General features: G+C 47.2%; 30 protein-coding genes. 26 read left to right on the top strand and 4 right to left on the bottom strand.

Annotation, left to right across the window (positions count from 1 at the left end; genetic code table 11):
* Positions 1–46: 46 nt before the first annotated feature.
* Positions 47–2,656, bottom strand: coding sequence for a penicillin-binding protein 1A (locus M2404_RS01420; RefSeq protein WP_259237782.1), 2,610 nt, complete (start codon positions 2,654–2,656; stop codon positions 47–49).
* A gap of 154 nt (positions 2,657–2,810) precedes the next feature.
* Here M2404_RS01420 and M2404_RS01415 point away from each other — a divergent pair, with 154 nt between their 5' ends.
* The 9 genes from M2404_RS01415 (at position 2,811) to M2404_RS01375 (ending at position 11,612) form a co-directional block, all read left to right on the top strand.
* Positions 2,811–3,890 carry a pilus assembly protein PilM gene (locus tag M2404_RS01415; RefSeq protein WP_259237781.1) on the top strand — a complete coding sequence of 360 codons (1,080 nt, stop codon included), beginning with the start codon at positions 2,811–2,813 and terminating at the stop codon, positions 3,888–3,890.
* A complete protein-coding gene (locus M2404_RS01410; protein WP_259237779.1) occupies positions 3,878–4,474 on the top strand; it encodes a PilN domain-containing protein in 597 nt (198 codons plus the stop codon). Before M2404_RS01415 ends, M2404_RS01410 begins: the two co-directional genes overlap by 13 nt.
* The gene (locus M2404_RS01405) at positions 4,471–5,064 is read left to right on the top strand and encodes a type IV pilus inner membrane component PilO (protein ID WP_259237778.1); all 594 of its coding nucleotides are present in this window, start codon (positions 4,471–4,473) and stop codon (positions 5,062–5,064) included. Before M2404_RS01410 ends, M2404_RS01405 begins: the two co-directional genes overlap by 4 nt.
* Positions 5,061–5,597: a pilus assembly protein PilP gene (locus M2404_RS01400; RefSeq protein ID WP_259237777.1), complete on the top strand. Its 537-nt coding sequence runs from the start codon at positions 5,061–5,063 to the stop codon at positions 5,595–5,597. The genes M2404_RS01405 and M2404_RS01400 overlap by 4 nt, the downstream gene beginning before the upstream one ends.
* A gap of 84 nt (positions 5,598–5,681) precedes the next feature.
* On the top strand, positions 5,682–7,682 hold the full coding sequence (locus tag M2404_RS01395; protein ID WP_259237776.1) for a type IV pilus secretin PilQ: 2,001 nt from the start codon (positions 5,682–5,684) through the stop codon (positions 7,680–7,682).
* Between the two features lie 173 nt (positions 7,683–7,855).
* A complete protein-coding gene (gene aroK, locus M2404_RS01390; RefSeq protein ID WP_068232868.1) occupies positions 7,856–8,374 on the top strand; it encodes a shikimate kinase AroK in 519 nt (172 codons plus the stop codon).
* 24 nt (positions 8,375–8,398) lie between these two features.
* Positions 8,399–9,469: a 3-dehydroquinate synthase gene (aroB, locus tag M2404_RS01385; RefSeq protein WP_259237773.1), complete on the top strand. Its 1,071-nt coding sequence runs from the start codon at positions 8,399–8,401 to the stop codon at positions 9,467–9,469.
* A complete protein-coding gene (locus M2404_RS01380; protein WP_259237772.1) occupies positions 9,456–10,730 on the top strand; it encodes an SPOR domain-containing protein in 1,275 nt (424 codons plus the stop codon). Before aroB ends, M2404_RS01380 begins: the two co-directional genes overlap by 14 nt.
* Before the next feature lie 6 nt (positions 10,731–10,736).
* Positions 10,737–11,612, top strand: a complete 876-nt coding sequence (locus M2404_RS01375; protein WP_259237771.1) for a Dam family site-specific DNA-(adenine-N6)-methyltransferase — start codon at positions 10,737–10,739, stop codon at positions 11,610–11,612.
* Here the strand turns inward: M2404_RS01375 and M2404_RS20320 are convergent.
* Together M2404_RS20320 and M2404_RS01370 are read right to left on the bottom strand one after the other, a co-directional pair.
* Positions 11,557–11,688, bottom strand: a complete 132-nt coding sequence (locus M2404_RS20320; RefSeq protein WP_405047769.1) for a DUF2970 domain-containing protein — start codon at positions 11,686–11,688, stop codon at positions 11,557–11,559. The two genes, M2404_RS01375 and M2404_RS20320, sit on opposite strands and share 56 nt — an antisense overlap.
* Before the next feature lie 59 nt (positions 11,689–11,747).
* Positions 11,748–11,999: a hypothetical protein gene (locus tag M2404_RS01370; protein WP_259237768.1), complete on the bottom strand. Its 252-nt coding sequence runs from the start codon at positions 11,997–11,999 to the stop codon at positions 11,748–11,750.
* Between M2404_RS01370 and M2404_RS01365 the strand changes: the two genes are divergently transcribed.
* The gene (locus M2404_RS01365; RefSeq protein ID WP_259237767.1) at positions 11,998–12,147 is read left to right on the top strand and encodes a hypothetical protein; all 150 of its coding nucleotides are present in this window, start codon (positions 11,998–12,000) and stop codon (positions 12,145–12,147) included. The two genes, M2404_RS01370 and M2404_RS01365, sit on opposite strands and share 2 nt — an antisense overlap.
* A gap of 8 nt (positions 12,148–12,155) precedes the next feature.
* Here M2404_RS01365 and M2404_RS01360 read toward each other — a convergent pair whose 3' ends face one another.
* Positions 12,156–12,818, bottom strand: coding sequence for a TorF family putative porin (locus M2404_RS01360; RefSeq protein ID WP_259238219.1), 663 nt, complete (start codon positions 12,816–12,818; stop codon positions 12,156–12,158).
* 251 nt (positions 12,819–13,069) lie between these two features.
* Between M2404_RS01360 and rpe the strand changes: the two genes are divergently transcribed.
* The 16 genes from rpe to M2404_RS01280 all read left to right on the top strand — a co-directional run bounded on the left by rpe (position 13,070) and on the right by M2404_RS01280 (position 25,072).
* Positions 13,070–13,744, top strand: coding sequence for a ribulose-phosphate 3-epimerase (gene rpe, locus M2404_RS01355; RefSeq protein WP_259237766.1), 675 nt, complete (start codon positions 13,070–13,072; stop codon positions 13,742–13,744).
* A gap of 107 nt (positions 13,745–13,851) precedes the next feature.
* Positions 13,852–14,856: a tryptophan--tRNA ligase gene (trpS, locus tag M2404_RS01350; RefSeq protein ID WP_259237764.1), complete on the top strand. Its 1,005-nt coding sequence runs from the start codon at positions 13,852–13,854 to the stop codon at positions 14,854–14,856.
* A 22-nt stretch (positions 14,857–14,878) separates the two neighbouring features.
* Positions 14,879–15,469, top strand: coding sequence for an aminodeoxychorismate/anthranilate synthase component II (locus M2404_RS01345; RefSeq protein WP_259237762.1), 591 nt, complete (start codon positions 14,879–14,881; stop codon positions 15,467–15,469).
* A gap of 92 nt (positions 15,470–15,561) precedes the next feature.
* Positions 15,562–16,677: an HDOD domain-containing protein gene (locus M2404_RS01340; RefSeq protein ID WP_259237760.1), complete on the top strand. Its 1,116-nt coding sequence runs from the start codon at positions 15,562–15,564 to the stop codon at positions 16,675–16,677.
* Positions 16,678–16,995: 318 nt separating this feature from the next.
* Positions 16,996–18,213, top strand: a complete 1,218-nt coding sequence (locus M2404_RS01335) for an aspartate aminotransferase family protein (protein ID WP_259237758.1) — start codon at positions 16,996–16,998, stop codon at positions 18,211–18,213.
* A 97-nt stretch (positions 18,214–18,310) separates the two neighbouring features.
* Positions 18,311–19,327: an arginine N-succinyltransferase gene (gene astA / locus M2404_RS01330; protein WP_259237757.1), complete on the top strand. Its 1,017-nt coding sequence runs from the start codon at positions 18,311–18,313 to the stop codon at positions 19,325–19,327.
* A gap of 12 nt (positions 19,328–19,339) precedes the next feature.
* Entirely contained in the window at positions 19,340–20,809 is a 1,470-nt protein-coding gene (gene astD, locus M2404_RS01325) for a succinylglutamate-semialdehyde dehydrogenase (protein ID WP_259237755.1), read from the top strand.
* Between the two features lie 119 nt (positions 20,810–20,928).
* Entirely contained in the window at positions 20,929–21,276 is a 348-nt protein-coding gene (locus tag M2404_RS01320) for a DUF3802 family protein (protein WP_068232778.1), read from the top strand.
* Positions 21,277–21,360: 84 nt separating this feature from the next.
* A complete protein-coding gene (locus M2404_RS01315) occupies positions 21,361–21,789 on the top strand; it encodes an OsmC family protein (RefSeq protein WP_215396596.1) in 429 nt (142 codons plus the stop codon).
* A gap of 54 nt (positions 21,790–21,843) precedes the next feature.
* The gene (speD, locus tag M2404_RS01310) at positions 21,844–22,650 is read left to right on the top strand and encodes an adenosylmethionine decarboxylase (RefSeq protein WP_259237753.1); all 807 of its coding nucleotides are present in this window, start codon (positions 21,844–21,846) and stop codon (positions 22,648–22,650) included.
* 3 nt (positions 22,651–22,653) lie between these two features.
* Positions 22,654–23,643, top strand: coding sequence for a tRNA dihydrouridine(20/20a) synthase DusA (gene dusA / locus M2404_RS01305; protein WP_259237750.1), 990 nt, complete (start codon positions 22,654–22,656; stop codon positions 23,641–23,643).
* Positions 23,644–23,815: 172 nt separating this feature from the next.
* Complete coding sequence (locus tag M2404_RS01300; RefSeq protein WP_259237749.1) at positions 23,816–24,085, top strand: hypothetical protein; 270 nt, start codon at positions 23,816–23,818, stop codon at positions 24,083–24,085.
* A 3-nt stretch (positions 24,086–24,088) separates the two neighbouring features.
* Positions 24,089–24,220 carry a hypothetical protein gene (locus M2404_RS01295; protein ID WP_259237746.1) on the top strand — a complete coding sequence of 44 codons (132 nt, stop codon included), beginning with the start codon at positions 24,089–24,091 and terminating at the stop codon, positions 24,218–24,220.
* A gap of 33 nt (positions 24,221–24,253) precedes the next feature.
* Positions 24,254–24,376 carry a hypothetical protein gene (locus M2404_RS01290; protein WP_259237745.1) on the top strand — a complete coding sequence of 41 codons (123 nt, stop codon included), beginning with the start codon at positions 24,254–24,256 and terminating at the stop codon, positions 24,374–24,376.
* Positions 24,363–24,560, top strand: a complete 198-nt coding sequence (locus M2404_RS01285) for a PspC domain-containing protein (RefSeq protein ID WP_259237744.1) — start codon at positions 24,363–24,365, stop codon at positions 24,558–24,560. The genes M2404_RS01290 and M2404_RS01285 overlap by 14 nt, the downstream gene beginning before the upstream one ends.
* A gap of 80 nt (positions 24,561–24,640) precedes the next feature.
* The gene (locus M2404_RS01280) at positions 24,641–25,072 is read left to right on the top strand and encodes a copper chaperone PCu(A)C (protein WP_259237742.1); all 432 of its coding nucleotides are present in this window, start codon (positions 24,641–24,643) and stop codon (positions 25,070–25,072) included.
* Positions 25,073–25,075 lie beyond the last annotated feature (3 nt).

The raw sequence follows: 25,075 nt of genomic DNA, 5'->3' as shown, positions 1-25,075 counted from the left end.
AAGCCCGCAACGCGGGCTTTCTGTTATCTGTAGCTGACACAAAAAACTAGAATAACTCTACTTCTTCATCCTGCTTTTTATCCTGCGCCTTATCAAAGCTGATTTGCTGAATATTGGCAGTAGCGTACTGCTTAGGTTCAGTACCGGGCTTAAAGTACTCGAACGCACTGGTGTGATCGGTACGGTTAGTCAGCAGGCCGGTTTGCAAATCAATCCGCACGGAGGACAAGCCTACAGGCACATTCACAGGCTGCTCGGGGTATTGTGGTAAAGCTGTTTTCATATAGGCAAGCCAGGCAGGTAAAGCGGTGCGGGCACCAGATTCTGTACCGGCGCTTTGTTGCTGGCCCATATTCGCATGCCATAAAGCGCGGCCCAGGCTACGGTTTGCATCGTCAAAACCCACCCATACTGTTACGACAAGATCAGGCGTAAAGCCGGAGAACCAGGTGTCTTTCGAGTCGTTGGTGGTACCTGTTTTGGCAGAAATATCGCGACGTTTCAGTTGCTGCACCCGCCAGGCTGTACCATTCCAACCGGTACCACGTTGCCAGCTACCACCACCCCAAACGCTGCTTTTCAGCGCATCAGCAATAAGAAAGCTGTTTTGCTCGGAAATAACCTGTTCTGCCTGTTTTGCTGGCTGTTCTACGCTGGCTTGCTGGTTTAATGCTGTATCAAGCGACAACGTATTAAATAACTGATCCATTTGTGCTTCGGCATCAGCAGGTTGTTCTGCGGTTTGCCGGGTTGTAGCAGGTGCAGCTTCACAGCCGCTGCAGGCGGTTACCTGTTTGTGCTGATACAACAACTCACCATCTTCGCTCAGTATTTTTTCAATAATATAAGGGGTAACCAGATAACCACCATTAGCAAATACGGCATAGCCTGTTACCAGTTCCAGCGGTGTTAAGGAAGCAGAGCCTAATGACAGGGTTTCATTGCGTGGTAAATCACTGGCGGTAAAACCAAACCGCTGCAGATGAGCAATGGTATTGTCTATGCCTACCGCTCTTAGCAGACGGACAGACACCACATTTTTCGATTTAGCCAGTGCTTCACGGATACGGATTGGACCATCGTAAACTGCCGGAGAGTTTTTCGGCCGCCAGGCAATACCGGCATTACTGTCCCATTGATGAATAGGTGCATCATTCATAATAGTGGCCAGTGTGTGTCCGTGTTCCAAAGCCGCAGAATAGATAAAGGGTTTGATGTTTGAACCCACTTGCCGTTTGGCCTGAGTAACACGATTAAACTGGCTCTGACTAAAGCTATAACCACCGACCAGCGAGCGGATTGCACCATCGTGCGGGTCAAGTGCAACTATGGCGCTGCTAGCCTGGGGTACCTGACTCAGGCGCCATTGGTCATTCTGCTGACGTAACAGCACATGTTGTCCGGGCTTAACAATAGCAAAAGCTGTTTTAGGGGCTGCCCCCTGGCGTTCGTCAGTCTGAAAAGTGCGGGCCCACTTCAGGCCGTCCCAAGGTAAGGTTACTTGCTGGCCACCGGCAATAACGGCGTCAGCACTTTGTTCATGCACCGCAGTGATAATGGCCGGACGTAAATCCTCAATACTGCTTTGTTTATCAAGATAGGCCAGAATCTCTTCTGCGCTAAGCGGATTTTCCTGTTCAAATTTGTGCGCTGCATTGTCAGTTTCAACCAGAGTTGATTGCCATACCTCTGCTACCGGCCCTCTGTAGCCATGACGTTCGTCATAGTCATACAGGTTTTGCTGTAAGGCTTGTTTGGCTTCTGCCTGCTGAACGCTTTGAATAGTGGTAAATACCTGTAAACCGGCAGAGTAGGCGGTTTCTTCGCCGAAGCGATTAACCATGTCCTGGCGTACCATTTCAGCGATATAAGGTGCTGAGGCAGTGATCTGGGCACCGTGCAGCCGGCTGGTAACCGGGGCGGCAATAGCAATATCGTAGGCGGCCTTGTCAATTACCCGGGTTTCCAGCATACGGCCAAGCACAACATTACGCCGGGCTCTGGCATTAGACGCTGAGCGTACTGGGTTAAGTGCAGATGGCGCTTTAGGTAAACCGGCGATAATGGCAATTTCGTCGAGGGTTAATTCGTGTACCGTTTTACCAAAATATACCTGAGCTGCAGCACCGACCCCGAAAGATCGCTGGCCCAGCTCTATTTTGTTCAGATAAAGTTCAAGGATCTGATCTTTAGTAAGCAATTGCTCAATATGAATAGCAAGAAAAATCTCTTTAATTTTTCTGACTATTTTCTTTTCGCGGCTTAAAAAGAAGTTTCGCGCCAACTGTTGCGTGATGGTACTGGCGCCCTGGCTGAAATCGCCGGAGGAGGCAACTACTGAAATAGCACGAAAGATACCAATGATATCTATACCGGGGTGTTCATAAAACCTTGTATCCTCAACAGCCAGGAATGCTTCTACCAACAAAGGCGGCATGTCTTCCAGTTTAAGGGGAATACGGCGTTTTTCACCAAATTGTGAGATAAGTTCGCCATCTGCAGTAAATACCTGCATTGGCGTTTGTAGTCTTACATCCTGCAAGGTGGTGACGTCCGGAAGATCATCTTTAAGATAAAAGTAGATCCCAGCGATCGAAATGATGCCAAAAACGATCATCAGCAGGCTAAGAATTAAAAACTTTTTAACCCAAGACACTGAATAGCCCCAATTTTTACTCCCAATTCCTTTACAACGCTGCTAGTATATATTTATTAGCATTAGATTAAACGCTTTTTCTTGCGAAAAATTAGCGACTAAGCTATCAATTGAGACAATTATAATCATAACTATAAATTGGTCGCAGGGTGCTATGATAAATCGCCTGTTTAGTAAACAAAGCCCCATGATGGTTGGGATTGACGTTGGCGCGCACTCCGTCAAGGCGGTGTTACTTAGCCAGCATAATGGCGTTTACAAAGTAGAAGCTGTTGCAGTTGAACCAATGGCAAAAGGTGCTATGTCTGACCGGGAGATCCAGGACATAGAAGCCGTAGGCAATGTGCTTAGCAAGATCCGCAAAAAGATCCCCCGCTCCGTAAAATATGCTGCTGCCGCCGTTTCCGGATCTACCGTGATCAGCAAAATCATTTTCATGGATGTGTCCTTAACGGATGCTGAACTGGAAAGCCAGATTGAAGTAGAAGCTGATACCTTAATTCCTTATCCGTTAAATGAAGTCAGTCTGGATTTTGAAAAGCTGGATGTTAACGAGGCCGATCCTTCTAAAGTTAATGTACTGTTAAGTGCTGCCCGCACTGAAAGCATAGAAGCCCGCGTTGCCGCTTTAGACAATAGCGGATTTACTGCCAAGGTAGTAGATATTGAAAGTTACGCCTTAAGCCGCGCCGCACAATTATGTTTGAAGCAGTTACCCGATGATGCGCATAAAAAGGTAGTCGCTATGGTGGATATCGGCGCCACCATGACATTACTAAGCATCATGGAGAATGGTAAAACCCTTTATACCCGTGACCAGATATTCGGTGGCGAGCAATACACCCGCAGTATTTTATCTTACTACAATAAAAGTTATGACGAAGCTGAACAGGCAAAAGTAAACAGTGATTTACCGCCGAACTACACCTTTGAAGTGTTGGCACCTTTTCAGACTATGCTGCTACAGCAGGTGCGCCGGGGTATTCAGATGTACCTGACCAGCAGTGGTAAAGACGGTGTGGATTATCTGGTGTTATCTGGTGGCACAGCGCTTATCGAAGGCATTGATAAACTGCTGATTGATGAACTCGGTATTCATACTGTGGTTGCTAATCCTTTTAAAGCGATGGAAGTGGCAACTTCTGTAGATCGTGAACAGCTTAATCGTCATTCATCCCAGCTGATGGTTGCCAGCGGCCTGGCGTTAAGGAGTTTTTCCTCATGGCATATATAAACCTACTGCCGTGGCGGGAGGCTGCGCGCAAAGAGCAACAAAAGCAATATCTTACTGTACTTACAGCAACAGCGGTGATGAGTTTTTTGCTGATGTTTCTGGTAAACATAACCTACAGCGCCCGTATTGACGGACAAACGCAGCGTAATCGTTATCTGGAAAATGAAATCAAAGTGCTGGATCAACGTATAGCAGAGATCCGTACGCTAAATGATACTAAGAAAAACTTACAGCAACGTATGTCGCTGATTGAACAGTTGCAAGGCAGCCGTAATCTTGGGACGCAAATTATGGATGCTATCGCCAAGTCTGTACCTGCCGGAGTTTACCTGACTCAACTGGATAAAAAGGGTACCGCTTTGCTGTTGATCGGTAAAAGCGAATCTAATAACCGTTTGTCTAATTTGTTACGCGAAGCAGAAGAATCGGAATTACTTTCCAGCCCCTTGCTGGAATTTATTGAAGCCGGTAAAGACAATACCAGCCTGTTAAGTAATTTTAAGATGCATCTCAAAGTTGAAGGTTATGAAGCGGTGCAGGGGGCTAACACTGCTGTAACTCCGGCAAAAGGTGGTGCTAAATGAATCTGAATTTATCTGAGATAGATATCAATGATTTAGATTTTCAGAACATGGGGTCATGGCCTGTTGCGGTAAAGATCATTTTTGCTGCAGTGCTTGCATTTATAGTCTTGGCACTCAGTTATTTCCTGTTGGTTGACAGCAAGATTGATGAGTTAGCTTTTGCGCAAAAAAAAGAGGTTGAGTTACGCCAGATGTACCGCAACAAGTATGCATCTGCGGTAAATCTGGATCTGTACAAGCAGCAAATGGTTGAAATGGAACAGACATTCTCATTTCTATTAAAACAGTTACCAACAACGCATGAAACGCCAGGCCTGCTGGATGATATTACCTATGTTGGCACCACCAGCGGTTTAACCTTTATTCGCATCAACTGGGAACCAGAAATAGAAAAAGAATTTTATACTGAATTACCAATAAAAATAGAAGTGGTTGGTGACTACCACCAGTTTGGTAATTTCGTCAGTGAGGTTGCTAAGCTGCCACGTATTGTAAGCCTGCATGACTTCTCTATTCAGACAGAACCAAATGAACGACTGCGCTTTAACGTAGTGGCTAAAACCTATCGGTATAAAGAGGTTCAGCCATGATCAGGCCATTGTCTGTTGTTACGCTGAGCTTGCTACTAAGCGGTTGTTTTAACGATTTGAGCGGCGTGCAGCAGTACATTGCTGAGGTAAAAGCCAGTACCAGAGCTCGTGTTGAACCATTACCGGAAGTTAAGGAATTCGTTCATATTCCTTATCGTTCTCAAAACTTACGCAGCCCCTTTGCTGCACCAAGGCCGGAGGCTGTGCAGGATAAATTTCTGCAGGTGCAGGACTGTTTACATCCTGATCCAAGGCGCAGAAAAGAGCCATTAGAGAAATACGCGCTGGATAACCTGAAGATGCGTGGCACTCTGGGCGATACCGGTAATATCTGGGCGCTGATAGAGGCTTCTGACAAAACATTACACCGGGTAACCCTGAGCAATCACGTGGGCTTGTTTCATGGCCGGGTCATTAATGTTGAACCAACTCATATAGAGTTGCTGGAACTGATCCCCGATGGCGCAGGTTGCTGGAAAGAACGGACGACCATGTTACAGATGATTGATACGTCATCAGTGACGAGTAATTGACAGGTATGCGAGTAAATCATGGATAAAATAATCAAAATAATGTCTGGCAGACTCCGGCACACGGCGGTGTGTTTTGCAGCCTTAATGTTACTGTCATTGCCCGCAGCAGCTGTACCCCTGTTATATGATGTCAGATACAACCCGTTGCTAACCGGTGAAACAGAAATTGAATTCATTTTTGACGAAGAGTTGCACGCTGATCCAGGTATTCAGGTATTTAATGAACCTGCCCGTATTGAATTATTTTTTGATAACTCTGATTACGAAGAAAAATTAAACGAAGTACTGATAAATAAAGCCGGGGTAAAGCGTGTTACTTCTGAATTTGTCGGCGAAGGGGTGAAAACAGTTATCTATCTGGATTATCTGAAAATTTATCGTACCCGGGTCAGGGGTAATGTTTTTCATATTCATATTTCCGATAACCCTACTTCTGGCAATCTTGGCTCAGTTGCTGATGCCACTCCTACTTATATTAACCGGGTAAACGCAATAGATTTTCGCCGTGGTGATAAAGGTGAAGGCCGGGTGCTGGTATTTTTACGCGACAACACTGCCGCAGTGGATGTTGCCGAGCGCTTAGGTAAGCTGGAAGTTGAGTTTCATAACACTGATATTCTTGACGAATTATTATACCAACTGGACGTAGTTGATTTTGGCACTATTGTAAAAGGTATTGAAACCTTTAAAGAGAGTGCTTCTACGCGTTTGGTAATAGATACCACTGCGGAATTTACCTTTACCTATCAGCAAATCGATAACATTTTTACGCTGAATGTTGAGCGTGATACCACTAACCGCAGCATACTCGGTGGCGGTAAAGAGTACAAAGGCCGCGCAATATCATTGAATTTTCAGGATATTCCGGTACGTACCGTGCTGCAAATTATTGCTGATTATAACGGCTTTAACCTGGTAACCAGCGACTCCGTTACCGGCAATATTACCTTGCGTTTGGATGGTACGCCCTGGGATCAGGCGCTGGATATCGTGCTTAGGGTTAAAGGTCTGGATAAGCGGATGGAAGGTAATATCCTGATGGTTGCGCCAACCGATGAGCTGGCAGCACGTGAAGCGCGGGAGCTTGAAGCCAAACAAACTGTGGCTGATCTTGAGCCGCTATACTCCGATTTTTTGTCAATTAACTATGCTAAAGCGGCGGATTTAGCCGGTTTATTGTCAAACAAAGATGCAACAATGCTGTCATCGCGCGGCTCTGTAAATGTTGACGAGCGTACCAATACCATATTAATTAAAGATACTGCCCGCAATATTGAAAGTGTACGTAAGTTAATAGAGCGGCTGGATATTCCTGTACGTCAGGTACTGATTGAATCGCGCATGGTTACCGTACGTGATAGCGTGACCGATGAGTTAGGTATCCGCTGGGGTTTTAGCGATCAGCAAAGCAGTGGCAGTACTAACCAGGGAACGTCAGGCTCTGCAGGTGGTGCTAACAGTATTGCTAACGGTGTGATCCCATCGCTCGATAATCGTTGGAATGTTAACTTACCTGCCAGCAACCCCGCAGGTAGTATTGCTTTTCATATTGCCCGCCTGGCAGATGGCACCTTACTGGATCTTGAGCTTTCAGCACTTGAACAGGAAAACAAAGGTGAAATTATCGCCAGCCCGCGTATTACCACAGCCAATCAGAAGCAAGCCCGCATTGAACAGGGGGTTGAGATACCCTATGTACAGGCTGCATCCAGCGGTGCTACTACAGTAGAATTTAAGAAAGCGGTATTAAGTTTAACGGTAACGCCACAAATTACCCCGGACAATAAGATTATTCTCGATCTGATTATTACCCAGAATACCCGTGGTGAAACGGTGCAAACCCCAACCGGACCGGCAACAGCTATTGATACACAGCAAATACAAACCCAGGTATTAGTCGACAATGGCGAAACTATCGTTTTGGGTGGCATTTACCAGCAGCAGATTCTGTCGACGGTAAATAAGGTACCGTTATTTGGCGATATTCCTTATCTGGGGGTTTTGTTCAGGTCAAAGCGTGAAGTTAATGAAAAGAATGAGTTACTAATTTTTGTGACACCGAAAATCATTACCGACGGTCTTTGAACTAACAACATAAGCACTGCTGTAGCTGCGCTGGCAGTAGTGCCTGAGGTTTGAGAATTAGCTTGCCAACAAAAGGCTATTCCTGACATAATTCAGCGCTTCAAATTTTCGTGGGAGCCTTTTGGTCCTTGAATTCAACTTTTCACTGAGTTAGCTGATTAGTAATACTACCTATGGCAGAAAAACGTAATATCTTCCTTGTTGGCCCAATGGGTGCAGGCAAAAGCACAATTGGCCGTCACTTAGCAGACATGCTTCATCTTGAGTTCTACGATTCGGATCAGGAAATCGAGCGCCGCACAGGTGCAGATATTGCCTGGGTATTCGATCTCGAAGGTGAAGAAGGTTTCCGTGTACGTGAAGAAACTGTCATTCAGGATCTGACAGAGCTCCAGGGCATTGTACTTGCCACTGGCGGTGGTTCAGTACTGAGCAAAGAAACCCGTAACCGTTTGTCTGCACGCGGTATTGTAGTGTATCTTGAGACACCAATTGAAAAGCAGGTTGCCCGCACTCAGCGTGACAAACGCAGACCTTTGCTGCAAACTGAAGAGGCACCAAAAGAAGTTCTGGAACGTCTGGCAGCCGAACGTAATCCGCTTTATGCAGAAATTGCTGACTTTACTGTACGTACCGACGAGCAAAGTGCTCGTGCAGTAGCGAGCCAGATCATAGAACAACTGGGTTTTTAGCCAATATCTACCGGGGAGCTGCTGATGCAAAAAGTTGAAGTCCAACTTGGCGAACGCAGCTACACCATCTCTATCGCTGATAATTTCCAAGGGTTGGCTGCCGAACTGGCGAACTGCGGTCAGGTTGTCATTCTATCCAACCCTTCTGTGGCACCACTTTATTTAGAGTCGGTGCAAAAATTGTTTACCGGTTGCACAACACAGCATTTTTTACTGCCTGATGGTGAAGCTTACAAAACCTTAAGTTCGTTTGAGCAGGTTATGGGGTTTCTGCTGGAACAGCGTATGTCACGCGATCTACTACTGGTTGCGTTGGGCGGTGGTGTAATAGGAGATCTTACCGGTTTTGTCGCGGCTTGTTATCAGCGCGGAGTGCCATTTTTACAGATCCCAACTACTTTGCTATCTCAGGTAGATTCCTCCGTAGGAGGAAAAACGGCAGTAAATCATCCGCTTGGCAAGAATATGATCGGCGCTTTCAAACAACCGGCGCAGGTTCTTATTAACACATCAGTTTTATCCACGTTGCCTGCACGTGAGTTTGCCGCCGGTATGGCAGAAGTGATTAAGTATGCTTTGATAGCTGATGCTGGTTTTTTTAGCTGGCTGGAGCAGAACCAACAGCTGATTCAACAACAGCATGGCGCTACTCTGGCTGAGATGATCCGCTATTGTTGCCAGATGAAAGCTGATATTGTCAGCCGTGATGAAACCGAGCAGGGAGAAAGAGCTCTGCTTAATTTAGGCCATACTTTTGGTCATGCGATAGAAGCCTATCTGGGCTACGGTGAATGGCTGCATGGTGAGGCTGTTGCTGTCGGCATGGTCATGGCAGCGGAGCTGGCTGTAAGCCGCGGCGATTTAGTCGCAGCAGATTTAGCGCGTATTAAGGCACTATTGTCTGCATTTTCATTGCCGGTTAAATCTCCTGCCGGTATGCATATTCGTGATTTTATGCCTTATATGAAAACAGATAAAAAAGTAAAAAACGGCAGTATGCGTTTTGTGTTACCAACCGCGTTTGGCGCCACAGCAGTGGTAGATAACGTAACCGAAACGGAACTTTTCAGGGTATTTTCTGATGGAAACAACTGAACTACAGGCAAGATTGGCATTATTTGACCACTTGCTGCCGTCACAGCGGGAATGGACAGAAAGATTGCTGTTTCAGCTGGCATTTAACAATATTGATCATATTGAAGCTGTTGGTGATGTAGGTAGCGGTAAATCAACGTTGGCATTAACACTGGCTGAGCTATTTTCAGAACAGTATAACGTTGCCCTGCTTAATACGCCGGCGGATGAAACGCAGGTTGCCAGCCAGTTAATGCAGCAATGGTTTGGATTGCCGGCACAAGCGGATGTCGCATTGTCAGAACAAGTCGCTACTCAGAGTGGCGCAACGCCGTTGCTGCTTATTGTGGATAATACTGAACAATTTAGCTCTGTTTTGCCACAGCTGCAGAATTTACCCTGTCTGCTATTCTGCTTTTCTACTAAACCTCTGCTGGACAATAGTTTAACGCTTACCATTAGCCCACCCACATCTGCCGATGCAGAATATTTGCTGCAGGCTGAGCAGCTTAACCCGTTGGAAATGAACAGCCGCCTGACAGAGGCTAATGGCAACCTGCATTTATTACTGCGCCCTGCAGTTGCCAGATCTATAGCAGAGCCTGAACATACAAAACCTGCAATGCCGCCGTTTAAAGCCATATATATCGTGATAGCGGCAGTAATGGTAGCTATGTTGCTGCATTTTTTCTGGCCTGACGGCAAAACAGCGGATACGCCAGTACGGATACCTGTGCAGGTACCGGCGGTTACTGTTGAGCCTGAGGTTAACACTGAGCCTGAAATTGTTACTGAGCAAGATGCCGTTATTGATCTTACGCCTGAGCCTGAGCTGATCCCAGTTATTCCATCGTCAGTGTCTGAGCCTTCGGTAGTTGAAGATACTACTACTGAAGTTACAGCGGAACCCGTTGCACCAGCGCCTGTTGCAACAGATGACGCAATAGCGGCGCACGCTTTTAAGTATGATGAGGCACAGTTGCTGGCGATGAACAGGCAACAGGTAGCACTGCAACTTGCGGTATTATCCAATAACGCATCATTGCAACGTTTTTACAAGACTTATCCGCAACTGGATCGCCTGGTTTACCAGCGTAACTGGCAGGGTAAAACACAATGGGTAATATTGCTGGCACCTTTTAGCAATGCCGCTTCGGCTAATCAACAACTGGCACAGCTACCAGAGGCTTTACGGGCAGACGGGCCTTTTGTTAAAAGGTTACAGGCCGTACAAACAGAAATTAATGCCTTGCAGCGTAATCAGCAAAGTGTGCCGGAATAGCAAGCAATGGTTAAAAGCAGGCAAAAAAGCCGGGCATTTCTTAAGTGGGCGGGTGGGAAATACAATCTGGTTGATGCAATACAACAGCATCTGCCAGACTGTGACACTCTGATAGAACCTTTCGTTGGAGCGGGTTCTGTATTTCTTAATACAGATTACTCAAACTACAAGCTAAATGACATCAACGCAGATTTAATTAACTTATATCAACTGGTTAAGACCCAGCCTGAACGCTTTATTGCAGATGCAAAAACCTTATTTACGGTAATGACTAATCAGCGTGATGCGTATCTTCAGCTGCGTCAACAGTTCAACCTCAGTGACAACGCCTACGAGCGGGCGCAGTTATTTTTGTATCTGAACCGGCACGGTTACAACGGCTTGTGCCGCTACAATTTGTCTGGCAAGTTTAATGTGCCTTTTGGTAGTTATAAAAAGCCGTATTTTCCTGAAGCTGAACTGTATTTTTTTGCTGAAAAAGCGCAACGGGCAGAATTTAGCTGTGCAAGCTATCAACAACTCATGTTACAGGCGCCAAGTGGCGCTGTGGTGTATTGCGATCCGCCTTATGTGCCTCTGAGCAAAACAGCCAGTTTTACCAGCTATGCCACAGAAGGTTTTAATTTAGATGATCAGGCTGAGCTGGCTAATTTAGCCGAACAGGCACAACAGCGTGGCGTTACTGTGGTAATTAGTAACCATGATACGACATTGACGCGAAAGATTTATCATCAGGCGCAATTGCATAGTTTGCAGGTTGGACGTTCAATTAGCCAAAATGGTGCAACACGCGGCAAGGTTGCAGAACTGTTTGCGGTATATCAGCCTAAGAAAGTACCCAGGACACTACAAGTAGCAGCGTTATCACAAAAAGCAGGGTGACAATAATGCCAACGACAATATAAGGTAACGGGCTGGTTGCGCTGAAATCTTGTTGCCGCTGCTGCTCTGATTGCACACCAATCAAAGCACCTAACACAGCTTTAATTACTTGCAGCAGAGACGGTTTTTGGTTTATCAAGACTTTTGTACCGGAGCAAACCGGCTTAGAAGCTCAAGTAAATCAACAAAGTGAAACTGAGTCGAGCGGCTTTTTCCGGTAAACCAGCTTAACCAGTTTTGTTGATCAACTTCAGTACAGGGCATTGCTGACTGAGCCAGTTGTTGGCAGTGATGACTGGCAACCCATCCTGGCAGGACAAGGCTTAGAGCGCCGGCAATAATACCAGCTGAAATTACAACCGCTTTTAACGGGGGGGTAAATTTCATGTTAATTCCATTTGCTCTTGTAAACATGCCAGATAATAAAGCATCTGGCTTTTTGATTCAAGCTGATTGTTTATTCGCCAATTTATTAGCAACTGAACAATATGATTTAAACAAGGTGACTACCGGTGTAATTACACCGGTAGATTAACAGCAGCGTTAAAAGCTTTTTGAAATAGAAAATATTACCCGGCGATCTGCCAGATATGAGCCATTAATATCCGTGTCAACATAGGCCAGGCTCAGCCCGGCACCTAACACTTCAGTGCTGATACCCACACTCCAGTCCAGATAACTGGCACTGCTGTCATCATATTCATTTTGGCCGACATGCAAGTCTAAACTGAAATTTTCAGTTAAGGCATAACTGTAGTCAGCATATATATAATAGAATTTACCGCTGTTAGCGTAGTAATCATCACTGTACGCCAGGCCAAAGGTTAAATCTTTGTAAGATAAAGAGCCATAAACCTCCCAGAAGTTTGAACCGGGAATGGCGGTATTTGGGTAGCCGTAGCGCATAATACCCACATCTGTTGACCAGTCGTCGTTGATTGCGCCACTCCAGCCCAGCATTACGTCGAGCTCAAGGGTACCTTCAGCCAGAAAATCAACGTTTGAGCCCCAAACCGAGACATAAAAGCCCGATTCAGAAGCCAGCGATAAGCCGCCTTGTATAGCCGGGGCTTCTTCGGTTTGTGACACACCGCGAAAGGCATAGTCAGAGGTAAAAGTAATATCCCCGCTGAGTTCTACCGCACTTGCACTAAAACTGCCGGCCGATAATCCAAATAACATCATGCTTGTTGCTAACGTCTTCATTTTTGTTGCTGTTTTCATTTTATTCGCCCTTTTCTCTGTTCCCTCGTTTTGGAGTTCCAAGATATATGCCATGTAGTTTTATTGTTTTAATTCATGTGGATAAGTTAGTCTCGTTTTAACTTATGTAACAGCTTGTGCTAAATTGGTGCGCTGCTGCTCATTTTTTGGGCGCTAACACGCTATGGCATAGCCGTGCATTTTTATGCCAAATTCAGTAAAGTTCGCCTACTGTGCTTAAACGGAAATCTGCTATGCAACCCTATTTGATTGCGCCTTCTATTTTGTCTGCTGACTTTGCCCGTCTCGGTGATGACGTTACTGCGGTATTACAGGCTGGCGCTGATGTAGTGCACTTTGATGTGATGGATAATCACTATGTGCCTAATCTGACCATGGGCCCTATGGTGTGTCAGGCACTGCGCAATTTTGGCATTACCGCACCTATAGATGTGCATTTAATGGTAGAGCCGGTAGATAGCCTGGTACCGCAATTTGCACAGGCCGGTGCCAGTATTATTACTTTTCACCCTGAGGCATCGCGCCATATCGACCGTACCTTACAGTTAATTAAAAGCCATGGCTGTCAGGCAGGTTTAGTATTTAACCCGGCTACGCCACTCAGTTACCTGGATTACGTGCTGGATAAAGTAGATGTTGTTTTACTGATGTCGGTTAACCCTGGCTTTGGCGGGCAAAAGTTTATTCCGGCCACGCTGGATAAACTGGCAGCAGCCCGCAATATTATTGATGCCAGCGGCTTGCCCATCCGGCTGGAAATTGATGGCGGTGTAAACGCAGATAATATTGCTGACATCGCGGCAGCCGGCGCGGATATGTTTGTAGCCGGTTCGGCCATTTTTAATGCACCGGATTATGCCGGGGTGATTACTAAGATGCGCCAGCAGTTGGCAAAAGTGCCGCGCTAAGCGGCTTTTTTGCTGTTGCAACGTGCTGATATGGTTATAATGCTGCACTTCAAACCGGTGCGTACCGGCCTGTCATTAACAATATAGCTTTTAAAGTGGATACAACTATGAGCAATAAGCCAATTGTGCTAAGTGGTGCACAGCCATCCGGACAACTTACCATTGGTAATTATCTGGGGGCATTGCGCCAGTGGGACAAAATGCAGGATGACTATGATTGCTTGTACTGTATCGTTGACTTACATGCTATTACCGTGCGGCAAGAACCGGCAGCACTGCGCAGTGCTTCGCTGGACAGCCTGGCGTTGTATCTGGCCTGTGGTATCGATCCAAAGCGCTCTGCGGTGTTTATGCAATCGCACGTGCCAGAGCACAGCCAACTCGCCTGGGTGCTAAACTGCTATACCCAGTTTGGCGAGCTAAGCCGTATGACTCAGTTTAAAGATAAGTCTGAGCGCCATACCCATAACGTAAATGCCGGTTTGTTTACTTACCCGGTACTGATGGCCGCCGATATTTTATTGTATCAGGCCAACCAAATTCCGGTTGGGCATGATCAAAAGCAGCACTTAGAGTTAGCCCGCGACGTTGCTATGCGCTTTAACGCAGTACATGGTGATATTTTCACTGTGCCTGAGCCTTTTATTCCGCCGGTGGCGGCGCGGGTAATGAGTTTGCAGGACCCTACGAAAAAAATGTCCAAGTCGGATGAAAACCCATGGAACTTCGTCGGTTTGCTTGAGGATCCGAAAATGATCAGCAAGAAATTTAAAAAAGCGATGACAGATTCAGAAGATCCGCCACGGGTGCGCTTTGACCTTGACGCTAAACCCGGTGTCGCCAACCTGTTAAGCATTTTAAGCGGTGTAACCGGCAAAACTATCGCAGTGTTGGAAGCTGAGTACGAAGGTAAAATGTACGGCCATTTAAAAGGCGATGTTGCTGACGCAGTCATTGCTTTATTAGAGCCGGTACAGAAAACTTTTACCGAGCTGCGTGCTGATCAGACTACCTTAACCACTGTTATGCGCGCCGGGGCAGAGAAAGCCCGTTTACGCGCCGCAGCGACACTGGCAAAAGTAAATGATGCTGTTGGCTTTGTTACCCCCTGATAAGCAAGCCCTGAACTAGCTAATGTTACTGCTGATAGATAACTACGATTCTTTTACCTATAACCTGATGCAGTATTTTGCTGCATTAGGTCAGCAGGTTATGGTACGGCGCAATGACGATATTACGTTGGCGCAGATAGCCAAACTGGCGCCACAGTATCTGGTTATTTCGCCCGGCCCGAAAACTCCGGATGATGCCGGGGTGTCATTGGCGGCTATTGAACAGTTTGCCGGGAAGATTCCTATCCTGGGAGTTTGTTTGGGCCATCAGGCTATTGCGCAGGTATTTGGCGGCCGTGTGGTGCGGGCCCGGCAGGTTATGCATGGCAAAAACTCGCTGGTGCGGCACAATAATCAATCGGTATTTTATAGCCTGGCTAATCCGTTGGATGTCACACGCTATCATTCTTTGGTGGTCGATAAACACAGCCTGCCCAGCGAGCTGGTGCAAACGGCCTGGACAGATGATGCTAATCAGGAACCCCCGGACATTATGGGGTTAATGCACTCCGGGCTGGCATTACACGGCGTGCAGTTTCATCCGGAAGCTATTCTTAGCCAGCAGGGTAAACAGCTGTTGGATAATTTTTTAACCTTGTCCAAACCCGGCTAAGTCTGCTGGCTTGACTCCACCAGAGTCAGGTTGCAGTATTGGCAGCAGGCAGTGCAGATGATAACTGTCACCGAATTCAGATGGAGCATTTAGTGGCCTTTGCAGATGTAATGGTGCAGCGTTTTTTTGATCAGTTAGTCGGAGTGAACCCGCAAACGAAGCGTCTTGGTTATCAAATTCGGGCGGGGCAGGTAGATACTCAGCGCACTTTACTGGCCGTTGAAGCTCAGGCTCAGCAGCTGCGGGAGGCCGGCGAGCAGGCTAAAGCCCAGTTTAATGAGTTTGCTCAGGCGCATTTGCACGATGAAGTGGCTGATGAGCTGCTACGTAAATTGCATAATATTGATCAAGTCATGGCGTCGTTATTTGACCCGGGCGAAGCGTTTTTTCCGGTGCTGGATGTACTTAGTGAGAAAGTCGTAACGGTTAATAAACTCGACCCACTGGTATCAAAAGTTCCATGGTTAAAAGAAGAATTATTACGCCTGGTTAATCAGCCGCAGTACCGTAACCGCACCGCATCGGGTGCGATGGTCAAAGATATTAAAACAGCGCTACGTTTTTTGGGCGTTGAAAGTCTGCAACTGATTATACCGGTATATGCAATGCGCCGGATGATACCGCATTCAACCGATCCTTTTACGCCGTTAAAAAGCCGGTTATGGGACTACACACTGGCTGTTGCTATTGCTGCGCGTGCGTTGGCAGAAAATAGCGCCGAGCATCCTTACAATGCGTTTTGTGCCGGTTTGTTTCATACCACCGGCCATGCAGTAGTTACCCGTAATTACCTGCGTACATACTTGCAGGTACGCCAGCAGCAGCTATTGCATGCCAGAGAGAATCGCGATACCCAGCTTACCAATGCACTGGATCAGCTTGAAGCCGATGCCAGTTTTTTATGTGAAAGTCTGGCAGAATTTGCTGCCGTGCTCAGTGCCGATATTACCTCGCGCTGGCAACTGCGTACGTTACCGCTGTGCCAGACGCTGGATCAACTGGCGGAAGGTGCAGGCTTTACCGGTTGCAGCCCTCTGGCCCGGCTGGTATTGCAGGCACAAACTTATGTGCAGTGGCAAACATTGCGTAAAAACCAACAGATATCTGAGCAGGAAACCAGTGAGTGGTTTGCAGCTGTGCAGCTAAACAGCGACAGCCAGGATATTCTGGCAAGAACCAACCTCAGGCGTTTAGGTATTGAATTGTAAGTACGAAGCTGTAATAAAAAACGACCATAAACATGCAATACAGTAACGCTGATATTTTTACCGCCAGTGCTTAAGCCTGCCCTTGTTGTAAAGTCTGGCGGCAAAATAAGCGTTATTTTCACCGCTAGCACCGCAGTGCTTACTTATTCACATCCTATGCAAATCTATCTGTAGCCCTTGTATTTTCTGGGTTTGCTTACTGTCTGCAAACAAGACAAGGGCTTTTAAATCTGCAATAATGCGACAAACTTATATCACCGCCAGCTATGTGCTGGTTGTGTGGCGGGCTAACCTAAGCGGAATAAAAAGGAAAATAAAATGACTGGCCAAACGCAAGTAAACCGTGCTCTGTTCGATGAAGTGATGGTGCCCAATTACGCGCCTGCCAGTATTATTCCGGTAAAGGGGGCAGGTTCCCGGGTATGGGATCAGCAAGGGCGCGAATACATCGATTTTGCCGGTGGTATTGCCGTAAGCAGCCTTGGGCATTGTCACCCTGCACTGGTGAATGCATTAAAACAGCAGGCGGATAAGCTGTGGCATTTAAGCAATGTGATGACTAACGAGCCTGCACTGCGGCTGGCGAAAAAACTGGTCGATGCTACGTTTGCTGACAAAGTCTATTTTGCTAACTCAGGTGCTGAGGCTAACGAAGCCGCTTTTAAACTGGCCCGGCGTTATGCATTGGAAAAATTCGGTGCGCACAAAGATCAGATCATTTCTTTTCATAAAAGTTTTCATGGCCGCACTTTTTTCACGGTAACGGTAGGGGGCCAGGCAGCCTATTCTGATGGTTTTGGCCCTAAACCCGGTGCGGTATTGCACGGTGAGTTTAATAGCCTTGATAGCGTTAAAGCGTTAATTTCTGACAATACCTGCGCAGTTGTGCTGGAACCGATCCAGGGCGAGGGTGGGATTATTCCTGCTACTGCAGAGTTTTTGCAGGGGGTGCGTGAGCTATGCAATCAACACAATGCGCTGTTGATTATGGACGAAGTGCAAACCGGTGTAGGCCGCACCGGCAAGCTGTATGCGTATATGCACTATGGTGTTACGCCAGACATTCTTACCAGCGCAAAATCATTAGGCGGTGGTTTTCCTATTGGCGCTATGCTTACCACTGACGATATTGCATCGCACCTGAAAGTAGGTACTCATGGCAGCACTTATGGTGGTAACCCGCTGGCATGTGCGGTAGCAGAAGCTGTGCTGGAAACAGTAAACCAGCCGGAAGTTATGGCTCAGGTGCTCAGTAACGAGCAGTTATTCCGCCAACATCTTGCTGCTATTAATGAAAAATATCAGGTATTTAGCGAAGTACGCGGCAAAGGTATGCTGCTGGGTGCGGTATTAAATGAGCAATACAAAGGTCGCTCGCGCGAGTTTTTCCTGGCCGCGGCAGATCAAGGTTTAATGGCACTGGTAGCTGGCCCCGATGTCGTGCGGTTTGCGCCGTCACTGGTTATTACACCGGAAGAGATTACGGTAGGAATGCAGTGTTTTGAACAGGCCGTAAAACAGGTAGTTAATGCCTGACACTGCTCACTACTATAAAGCAGCACCAAGACTGCAAAAATGAAGCTAAGGGGCCTCAGAGCCCCGAAAACAATAACATAAAAGTGGAGTAGCGACGATGATGGTGATTCGCCCAATCCGTGCGGATGATTACCCGGCGCTGTATAGCATTGCCGTTGAATCGGGACACGGTTTTACCTCGTTGCCGGTAAATGATGAGCTTTTGATGCGCAAAATAAGCCGCTCTGAGCAATCATTTAACAAGCAGGTCAGTTCGCCGGGTGATGAAGGCTATCTGTTTGTGCTGGAGGATACGCTTACCGGTGAAGTATGCGGCACCAGCGCACTGGAGGCGGCGGTGGGGCTGGATGATGCGTTTTATCATTACCACCTGGGTAAGGTGGTACACAGCTCGCGCTCACTCGGAGTATATAAAACAGCCGACATATTAACCCTGTGTAATGACTACACCGGCGTTAGTGAGTTATGCACGTTATTTTTGCGTGAAAGCCGTCGGGAGAAAAACAATGGCCGTTTGCTGTCAAAAATGCGCTTTTTGTTTATGGCTGAATTTTCGCAGCGTTTTTCCGACAGAGTGATCGCCGAAATGCGTGGTATTTCTAATACCGACGGCAGTTCGCCATTCTGGCAGTGGTTGCAGGAACACTTTTTCTCGCTGGATTTTCCTACCGCAGATTATCTGACTGGCATAGGCCAGAAGGTGTTTATCGCAGAACTAATGCCTAAATATCCGATTTATGTCAGCCTGCTAAGCAAACAGGCACAGGCAGTAATTGGCCAGGTACATGATAAAACCAAACCTGCATTGGCATTGCTGCAATCTGAAGGGTTTTCCCATCGTGGTTATGTCGATATTTTTGATGCCGGCCCTACCGTAGAAGCCAGAGTGGAGCATATCCGTTCAGTGCGTAACAGTCAGCGCCTGCAGGTACGGCTGGGCGATGTCAGTAACGGCCAGCCTTATCTGATATGTAATACCAGCGTTGCAGACTTTCGTGCTACCTGGCTGGCACTTGACGTAAATGAACACAGCGCAGAGGTAACCCTGCCGGCTGATGTTGCTGCTGCGCTGCGGGTAAGCGCGGGTGACTGGGTCCGGGTTACAAGAATTTAATGGGGGAAAGATATGAATAACGCAGTACAGTTTATTAATAATCAATGGCTTAATGGTGAAGGTAAAGAGTTTACCTCACTGGACCCGGTAAAGAACACCCAGATATGGCAAGGCCAGGCGGCAACTGCTGCGCAGGTAGATACTGCCGTGCAGGCCGCGCGTAAAGCGCAATATGACTGGGCCGGTTTAAGCTTTGATGACCGTGTAGCTGTGGTGAAAAAGTTTGCTGAACAGCTTACTAATAATAAAGAAGCCATGGCACTTACTATTGCCAGCGAAACCGGTAAGGCACTATGGGAAGCCCGTACTGAAGTAGCAGCCATGATTGGCAAAATAGATATCTCTGTGCGGGCTTATCAGGAACGTACCGGCACCAAAGAAAACCCGATGCCACAGGGGCGGGCTTTTGTGCGGCATAAACCGCATGGCGTAGTTGCGGTATTCGGGCCTTATAATTTCCCCGGCCACTTACCGAATGGCCACATAGTACCGGCGTTGCTGGCAGGTAATAGCGTAATATTTAAGCCCTCTGAGTTAACGCCGAAAGTGGCTGAAGAAACCGTGAAGCTGTGGCAGCAAGCGGGTTTGCCAGCTGGCGTTATGGCTTTATTGCAAGGCGAAGTCGATACCGGTAAGGCCATTGCAGGCCACAATGGTATTGATGGTATTTTCTTTACCGGCAGTTCACGCACTGGCCATTACCTGCATCAGCAGTTTGCCGGCCGGCCGGATAAAATTCTGGCTCTGGAAATGGGCGGCAATAACCCGCTGATTGTACAGGATGTCAGTAATATTGATGCTGCAGTGCACGATATTATTCAGTCGGCTTTTATTTCTGCCGGCCAGCGCTGTACCTGTGCCCGTAAATTGTTTTTACCGGCTAATGCGCAGGGCGATGCGATTCTGGCACGCCTGCTTGAAGTTACCCGCAATATTAAAGTAGGTGTGTACGACGCTGCCGAACAGCCTTTTATGGGTTCAATGATTTCGGTTGCTGCTGCTAAAGGTATGCTGGCTGTGCAGCAGCAGTTGGTTGAGCTCGGTGGTAAAGTGCTGGTTGAAATGCAGCATATTGATGTTAACACCGCTTTGGTGAGCCCGGGTATTATCGAATGCAGCAATGTAACTGACTATCCGGATGATGAGCATTTTGGTCCGCTGTTAAAGGTGTTTCGTTTTACTGATTTTGATCAGGCGATTGATGCAGCTAACAACACTCAGTTTGGTTTATCTGCCGGGCTGTTAAGTGACAGTGCTGAGTTATATCAGCATTTCTTCCGCCGCATCCGTGCCGGTATTGTTAACTGGAACCGGCCTATTACCGGCGCCAGTTCGGCTGCACCTTTTGGTGGTGTGGGATCAAGCGGCAATCACAGAGCCAGTGCGTTTTATGCCGCAGATTACTGCGCTTATCCGGTGGCGTCTGTGGAGCTGGAGCAGGTGGTGCTGCCAGAGCAATTATCGCCGGGCCTGGCTTTTTAAGTCTGGCAGTAAATAAATCTTATCGGGGCTAACGCCCCGATTTGTTTTCTGCTGCAGTATTTGCTTAAATAACGCATACTTAATGCATCTCTTGCCAACAGTCAGGTGTAAAACAGCTTATGGTCACAGATAAACCGGGATACGAGCATTTGATCCAGTTTCTGACAGAGCATTTGTCGCTGTTTGAACAAACCGGCTCAGGCGACGCAGATAAAACTATTGGCGCCTTACTGGAAGAATCTATTGCTGAGCAAATTATCACGCTTTGTACCCAGCATACTGAGCTGGAGATGAACCACCGCAGCATGATTATCCGTGAAGTTGACGGCATCATGTACGACTTTCAGGAAGTACTGGCCAGTGTGCTGGATAAAAAAGCTACCCGCCAGCAGGCTGAACTTATCAATGAAATCTCTCTGTTAATCAAAAACCTGTTTGATACGGCTATCGCCGATCTGATGGATTAACACCACACCTTACAGCAAATGTGCTAGATACCTGAGCTGCTTTTACGTAGAATATCGGCCTTCTTTTTCTGGCTGGGGTTTGTGATGGAAGCAACGGTTAAATGGCACGACAACAATACCTTTATTGGTCGTTCTGGCAGTGGTCATGCAGTGGTCTTTGACGGCAATAAAGATGACAGCACCGCCCCCAGCCCGATGGAGATGGTACTGATGGCTGCAGGTGCATGCTCATCTGTTGATGTTGTCAGTATTTTAAAAAAATCCCGCCAGCAGGTGCTGGATTGCGAAGTTAAGCTAAGTGCCGAGCGCGCCGACACCGTACCTAAAGTATTTACCAAATTACATCTGCACTTTGTTGTAACCGGCTTTAATCTCAGTGAAAAGCAGGTAGAGCGGGCAGTGCAGTTGTCGGCAGATAAATATTGTTCGGTATCTATTATGTTGTCCGGCAGTGTAGCCGTAACACATTCATTCAGTGTTATAGCTGCTGAGTTCACGCCAGCAGCAGAATAACAGCAGTAAATTAGTCAAAACCGGTAACCGGTTTTTTAGCGGAGACAATGTTAAGTGGTTAAGCCTTTTGAAAAATTGAAACTACACGGTTTTAATAACCTGACAAAAAGCCTGAGTTTCAGCCTTTATGACATTTGTTATGCCAAAACTGAGCAACACCGGCAGGAATACATCGAATACATCGACGAGCAATATAATGCCGACCGGTTGACGGATATTCTGACTGAAGTTACTGATATTATCGGTGCTAACATTCTGAATGTGGCGCGCCAGGATTACGATCCACAAGGCGCCAGCGTTACCATACTGGTAAGTGAAGAGCCGGTACTGGTTGATCCGGATAACTCAGAAAACCCTGGCCCCCGGCCGGATGCCGTTGTAGCACATCTGGATAAAAGCCACATTTGCGTGCATACCTACCCGGAAATTCACCCACATGATGGCATCTGTACTTTCCGTGCCGATATTGAGGTTTCTACCTGCGGTATTATATCGCCACTGAAAGCACTGAACTTCCTGATCCACAGCTTTGAGTCTGACATAGTTACTATTGACTACCGCGTACGTGGTTTTACCCGCGACATCAGCGGTACCAAGCATTATATCGATCACCCAATCAGTTCTATTCAGAACTTTATGGACGAAGACACCAAACGTGCCTTCCAGATGATCGATGTTAACGTGTATCAGGAAAACCTGTTTCACACCAAGATGATGCTAAAAGAAGCCGATTTGAATAACTACCTGTTTGGCATGGGCAAAGATTCAATGACGCCGGAAGAGCAAAAGATAATCAGCAAGAAAGTGTTCCGTGAAATGCGCGAAATTTTCTACGGCCGCAACCTGCCGGACATGAAATAACTGATGACCAGGCTTATCGACCATAAGTTTTCCATTGCCCCGATGCTGGATTGGACAGATAAGCATTGCCGCTACTTTCACCGCCTGTTAAGCCAGCATGCGGTGCTGTATACCGAGATGGTGACCACCGGCGCGATTATTCATGGCAGTGGTGATTATTTAGCTTTTAACGAAGAAGAGCATCCGGTGGTGCTGCAGCTTGGCGGCTCTAACCCGGCTGATATGGCGCACTGTGCTAAGCTGGCAGAGCAGCGTGGTTATGATGCGGTTAATATTAACGTTGGCTGCCCGTCTGACCGGGTGCAAAACGGCATGTTTGGCGCCTGCCTGATGGCACAGCCTCAGTTGGTAGCTGACTGTGTTAAAGCGATGCAGGATGCTGTTAGCATACCGGTAACGGTGAAAACCCGTATTGGTATTGACGATTCTGACGATTATCAGTTTTTGCAGGATTTTGTTGCGACAGTGGCCGATGCCGGTTGTCAGCAATTGATTATCCATGCCCGCAAAGCTTGGCTTAAAGGCTTAAGCCCGAAAGAAAACCGCGAAGTGCCGCCACTGAACTACGAGCGGGTATACCAGTTAAAGCGCGAATTTGAGCAGCTTAATATCAGCATCAATGGTGGTGTTAAAACGCTTGAACAAGCCAAAGTGCAGTTGCAGTACCTTGACGGTGTAATGGTAGGGCGCGAAGCGTATTCAAACCCTATGCTGCTAAGCGGTGTTGATGAGCTGATATATGGTGAACCCGGTTGCAGCCGCAGCCCGCATCAGGTGGTACGGGATATGTTGCCCTATATTGAACGGCAAATGCAGCAAGGCGCGCGGTTTTGGCATATTGCCCGCCATATGCTGGGGTTATTTCAGGGCGTGCCGGGTGCCAGGCAATGGCGGCGTTTGTTAAGCGAGCGGGGGCATTTTGCTGATGCCACACCAGAGCTAATGCTGCAGGCACTGGCAAAAGTAGCACCTGTAGCGGATTTAACCACCTGATTAGTTAATTTCACTATTTTTTTGTTTTCAATAAAAGGCGGGTATAACGAAAGTTACCCGCCTTTGTTATTTTGTTTATTAATATCAGTTATTTATGTGGTTTTGCTGACTTGGCACAGCACTTGAAATACCGGTTGTGTAGTACACACTAACCACTTTCAAGGAAACGATAATGAAAACACTGACTGCTTTAACCTTATCTGTAGTTTTCGCTGGTGCTTTACTGGCTAACAATGCGATGGCTGATGAATTGACAGATCAAATCCGCGGCGCTGCCCAGCAGCAATTGCAGGAGTTGCATAGCCTCAATCAGCAACAAGCTAAAGTTGCACTGCATAAAACTGCGCTGGAGCTGCTGGCCCGGCAAAACGCTGAACAGGACGCCTCAACAGCATTACTGGCATATCAGGCAGCGCACACTGCCGCAGCGGTAGCAGAGTAAGTTATGTTGCTGTCATCCGGTTGGTTACTGCTGCTGTTTCTCAGCCCGGTGCTAAGCATAATCCCTGTTGTGCTGCTGTGGCACTGGCTGATGCCACTGTTTGGTTTGGGGCAAAAAGCGTCAGGCATGTTGTAGCAAACAGGCATGTTGCAGAAAAGGAACGCAGATATGAGTTGGGTAACAATAGAACTGACCGCCTTTGCTATTTTTGTCGCTTTATTGCTGTTAGCAGAGCTGAGTCAGATAAATAAAAAACACCTTGATGGAGTACAGACAAATGGCAACTTATGACACTGATCGTTGGTATTGTGCCCGGGCCTATCGCAAAATTGCCGGAGTTTGTGCAGGTTTTGCCGGCTATTATCAGCAACCACGCTGGCTGATCCGCCTGCTGGCGGTGATATTATTAGTGATGTTCCCTGTAGCCGCGCTACTGGCCTATTTGGTTGCCGCAGTGGTGCTGCCAAACCGTTGATTCTGTACCCGGTAAGTTACGGGCTGTTAACTGGTTGAAACTGGTGTAAGATAAGGCCGTGACTATAAAGGAGAAACAAGATGAGATGGTTTTTTGCTGCTTTGTTGATGTTAAGCTGCGCTATGTTTGCCAAGGCTGACCCTGCATTCAGTGTTGAAGATAGCCAAATTCGTCAGCCCATGCCGGGGCGTACGGTAACCGCGGGTTATCTGACGTTACATAACCACTCTGCAGAAGCGGCTAAACTTTTAGCAGCCAGCAGCAGCCGGTTTGCGCGGGTTGAGTTACACCAGCATACCCATAAAGACGGTATGATGCGCATGGAACAAATCAGTGAAATTAATATCGAGGCCGGTGGCAGTGTTGCATTTGAGCCGGGTGGTTTGCACTTTATGTTGTTTGAACCCACCGACACACTGGAAATTGGCCAGCAAATACCGCTGACTTTAGAGTTTGCTGACGGGCAGCAACTGATGTTGACAGTGCCTGTTGTTGCCACGCCTAAACGCTGAGGG

The sequence above is a fragment of the Rheinheimera pacifica genome (genome assembly GCF_024809855.1).
GTDB lineage: Bacteria > Pseudomonadota > Gammaproteobacteria > Enterobacterales > Alteromonadaceae > Alishewanella > Alishewanella pacifica_A.
This window is presented reverse-complemented; position numbering and strand designations above follow the sequence as displayed.

What these genes read in the sequence shown, in the direction of transcription:
- M2404_RS01415 (WP_259237781.1), top strand. Translation starts at nt 2,811, where the DNA reads ATGATAAATCGCCTGTTTAGTAAACAAAGCCCCATGATGGTTGGGATT.
- M2404_RS01410 (WP_259237779.1), top strand. Translation starts at nt 3,878, where the DNA reads ATGGCATATATAAACCTACTGCCGTGGCGGGAGGCTGCGCGCAAAGAG.
- M2404_RS01405 (WP_259237778.1), top strand. Translation starts at nt 4,471, where the DNA reads ATGAATCTGAATTTATCTGAGATAGATATCAATGATTTAGATTTTCAG.
- M2404_RS01400 (WP_259237777.1), top strand. Translation starts at nt 5,061, where the DNA reads ATGATCAGGCCATTGTCTGTTGTTACGCTGAGCTTGCTACTAAGCGGT.
- M2404_RS01395 (WP_259237776.1), top strand. Translation starts at nt 5,682, where the DNA reads ATGTTACTGTCATTGCCCGCAGCAGCTGTACCCCTGTTATATGATGTC.
- aroK (WP_068232868.1), top strand. Translation starts at nt 7,856, where the DNA reads ATGGCAGAAAAACGTAATATCTTCCTTGTTGGCCCAATGGGTGCAGGC.
- aroB (WP_259237773.1), top strand. Translation starts at nt 8,399, where the DNA reads ATGCAAAAAGTTGAAGTCCAACTTGGCGAACGCAGCTACACCATCTCT.
- M2404_RS01380 (WP_259237772.1), top strand. Translation starts at nt 9,456, where the DNA reads ATGGAAACAACTGAACTACAGGCAAGATTGGCATTATTTGACCACTTG.
- M2404_RS01375 (WP_259237771.1), top strand. Translation starts at nt 10,737, where the DNA reads ATGGTTAAAAGCAGGCAAAAAAGCCGGGCATTTCTTAAGTGGGCGGGT.
- M2404_RS01365 (WP_259237767.1), top strand. Translation starts at nt 11,998, where the DNA reads ATGTTAATTCCATTTGCTCTTGTAAACATGCCAGATAATAAAGCATCT.
- M2404_RS01370 (WP_259237768.1), bottom strand. Translation starts at nt 11,999, where the DNA reads ATGAAATTTACCCCCCCGTTAAAAGCGGTTGTAATTTCAGCTGGTATT.
- M2404_RS01360 (WP_259238219.1), bottom strand. Translation starts at nt 12,818, where the DNA reads ATGAAGACGTTAGCAACAAGCATGATGTTATTTGGATTATCGGCCGGC.
- rpe (WP_259237766.1), top strand. Translation starts at nt 13,070, where the DNA reads ATGCAACCCTATTTGATTGCGCCTTCTATTTTGTCTGCTGACTTTGCC.
- trpS (WP_259237764.1), top strand. Translation starts at nt 13,852, where the DNA reads ATGAGCAATAAGCCAATTGTGCTAAGTGGTGCACAGCCATCCGGACAA.
- M2404_RS01345 (WP_259237762.1), top strand. Translation starts at nt 14,879, where the DNA reads ATGTTACTGCTGATAGATAACTACGATTCTTTTACCTATAACCTGATG.
- M2404_RS01335 (WP_259237758.1), top strand. Translation starts at nt 16,996, where the DNA reads ATGACTGGCCAAACGCAAGTAAACCGTGCTCTGTTCGATGAAGTGATG.
- astA (WP_259237757.1), top strand. Translation starts at nt 18,311, where the DNA reads ATGATGGTGATTCGCCCAATCCGTGCGGATGATTACCCGGCGCTGTAT.
- astD (WP_259237755.1), top strand. Translation starts at nt 19,340, where the DNA reads ATGAATAACGCAGTACAGTTTATTAATAATCAATGGCTTAATGGTGAA.
- M2404_RS01320 (WP_068232778.1), top strand. Translation starts at nt 20,929, where the DNA reads ATGGTCACAGATAAACCGGGATACGAGCATTTGATCCAGTTTCTGACA.
- M2404_RS01315 (WP_215396596.1), top strand. Translation starts at nt 21,361, where the DNA reads ATGGAAGCAACGGTTAAATGGCACGACAACAATACCTTTATTGGTCGT.
- dusA (WP_259237750.1), top strand. Translation starts at nt 22,654, where the DNA reads ATGACCAGGCTTATCGACCATAAGTTTTCCATTGCCCCGATGCTGGAT.
- M2404_RS01300 (WP_259237749.1), top strand. Translation starts at nt 23,816, where the DNA reads ATGAAAACACTGACTGCTTTAACCTTATCTGTAGTTTTCGCTGGTGCT.
- M2404_RS01295 (WP_259237746.1), top strand. Translation starts at nt 24,089, where the DNA reads ATGTTGCTGTCATCCGGTTGGTTACTGCTGCTGTTTCTCAGCCCGGTG.
- M2404_RS01290 (WP_259237745.1), top strand. Translation starts at nt 24,254, where the DNA reads ATGAGTTGGGTAACAATAGAACTGACCGCCTTTGCTATTTTTGTCGCT.
- M2404_RS01285 (WP_259237744.1), top strand. Translation starts at nt 24,363, where the DNA reads ATGGCAACTTATGACACTGATCGTTGGTATTGTGCCCGGGCCTATCGC.
- M2404_RS01280 (WP_259237742.1), top strand. Translation starts at nt 24,641, where the DNA reads ATGAGATGGTTTTTTGCTGCTTTGTTGATGTTAAGCTGCGCTATGTTT.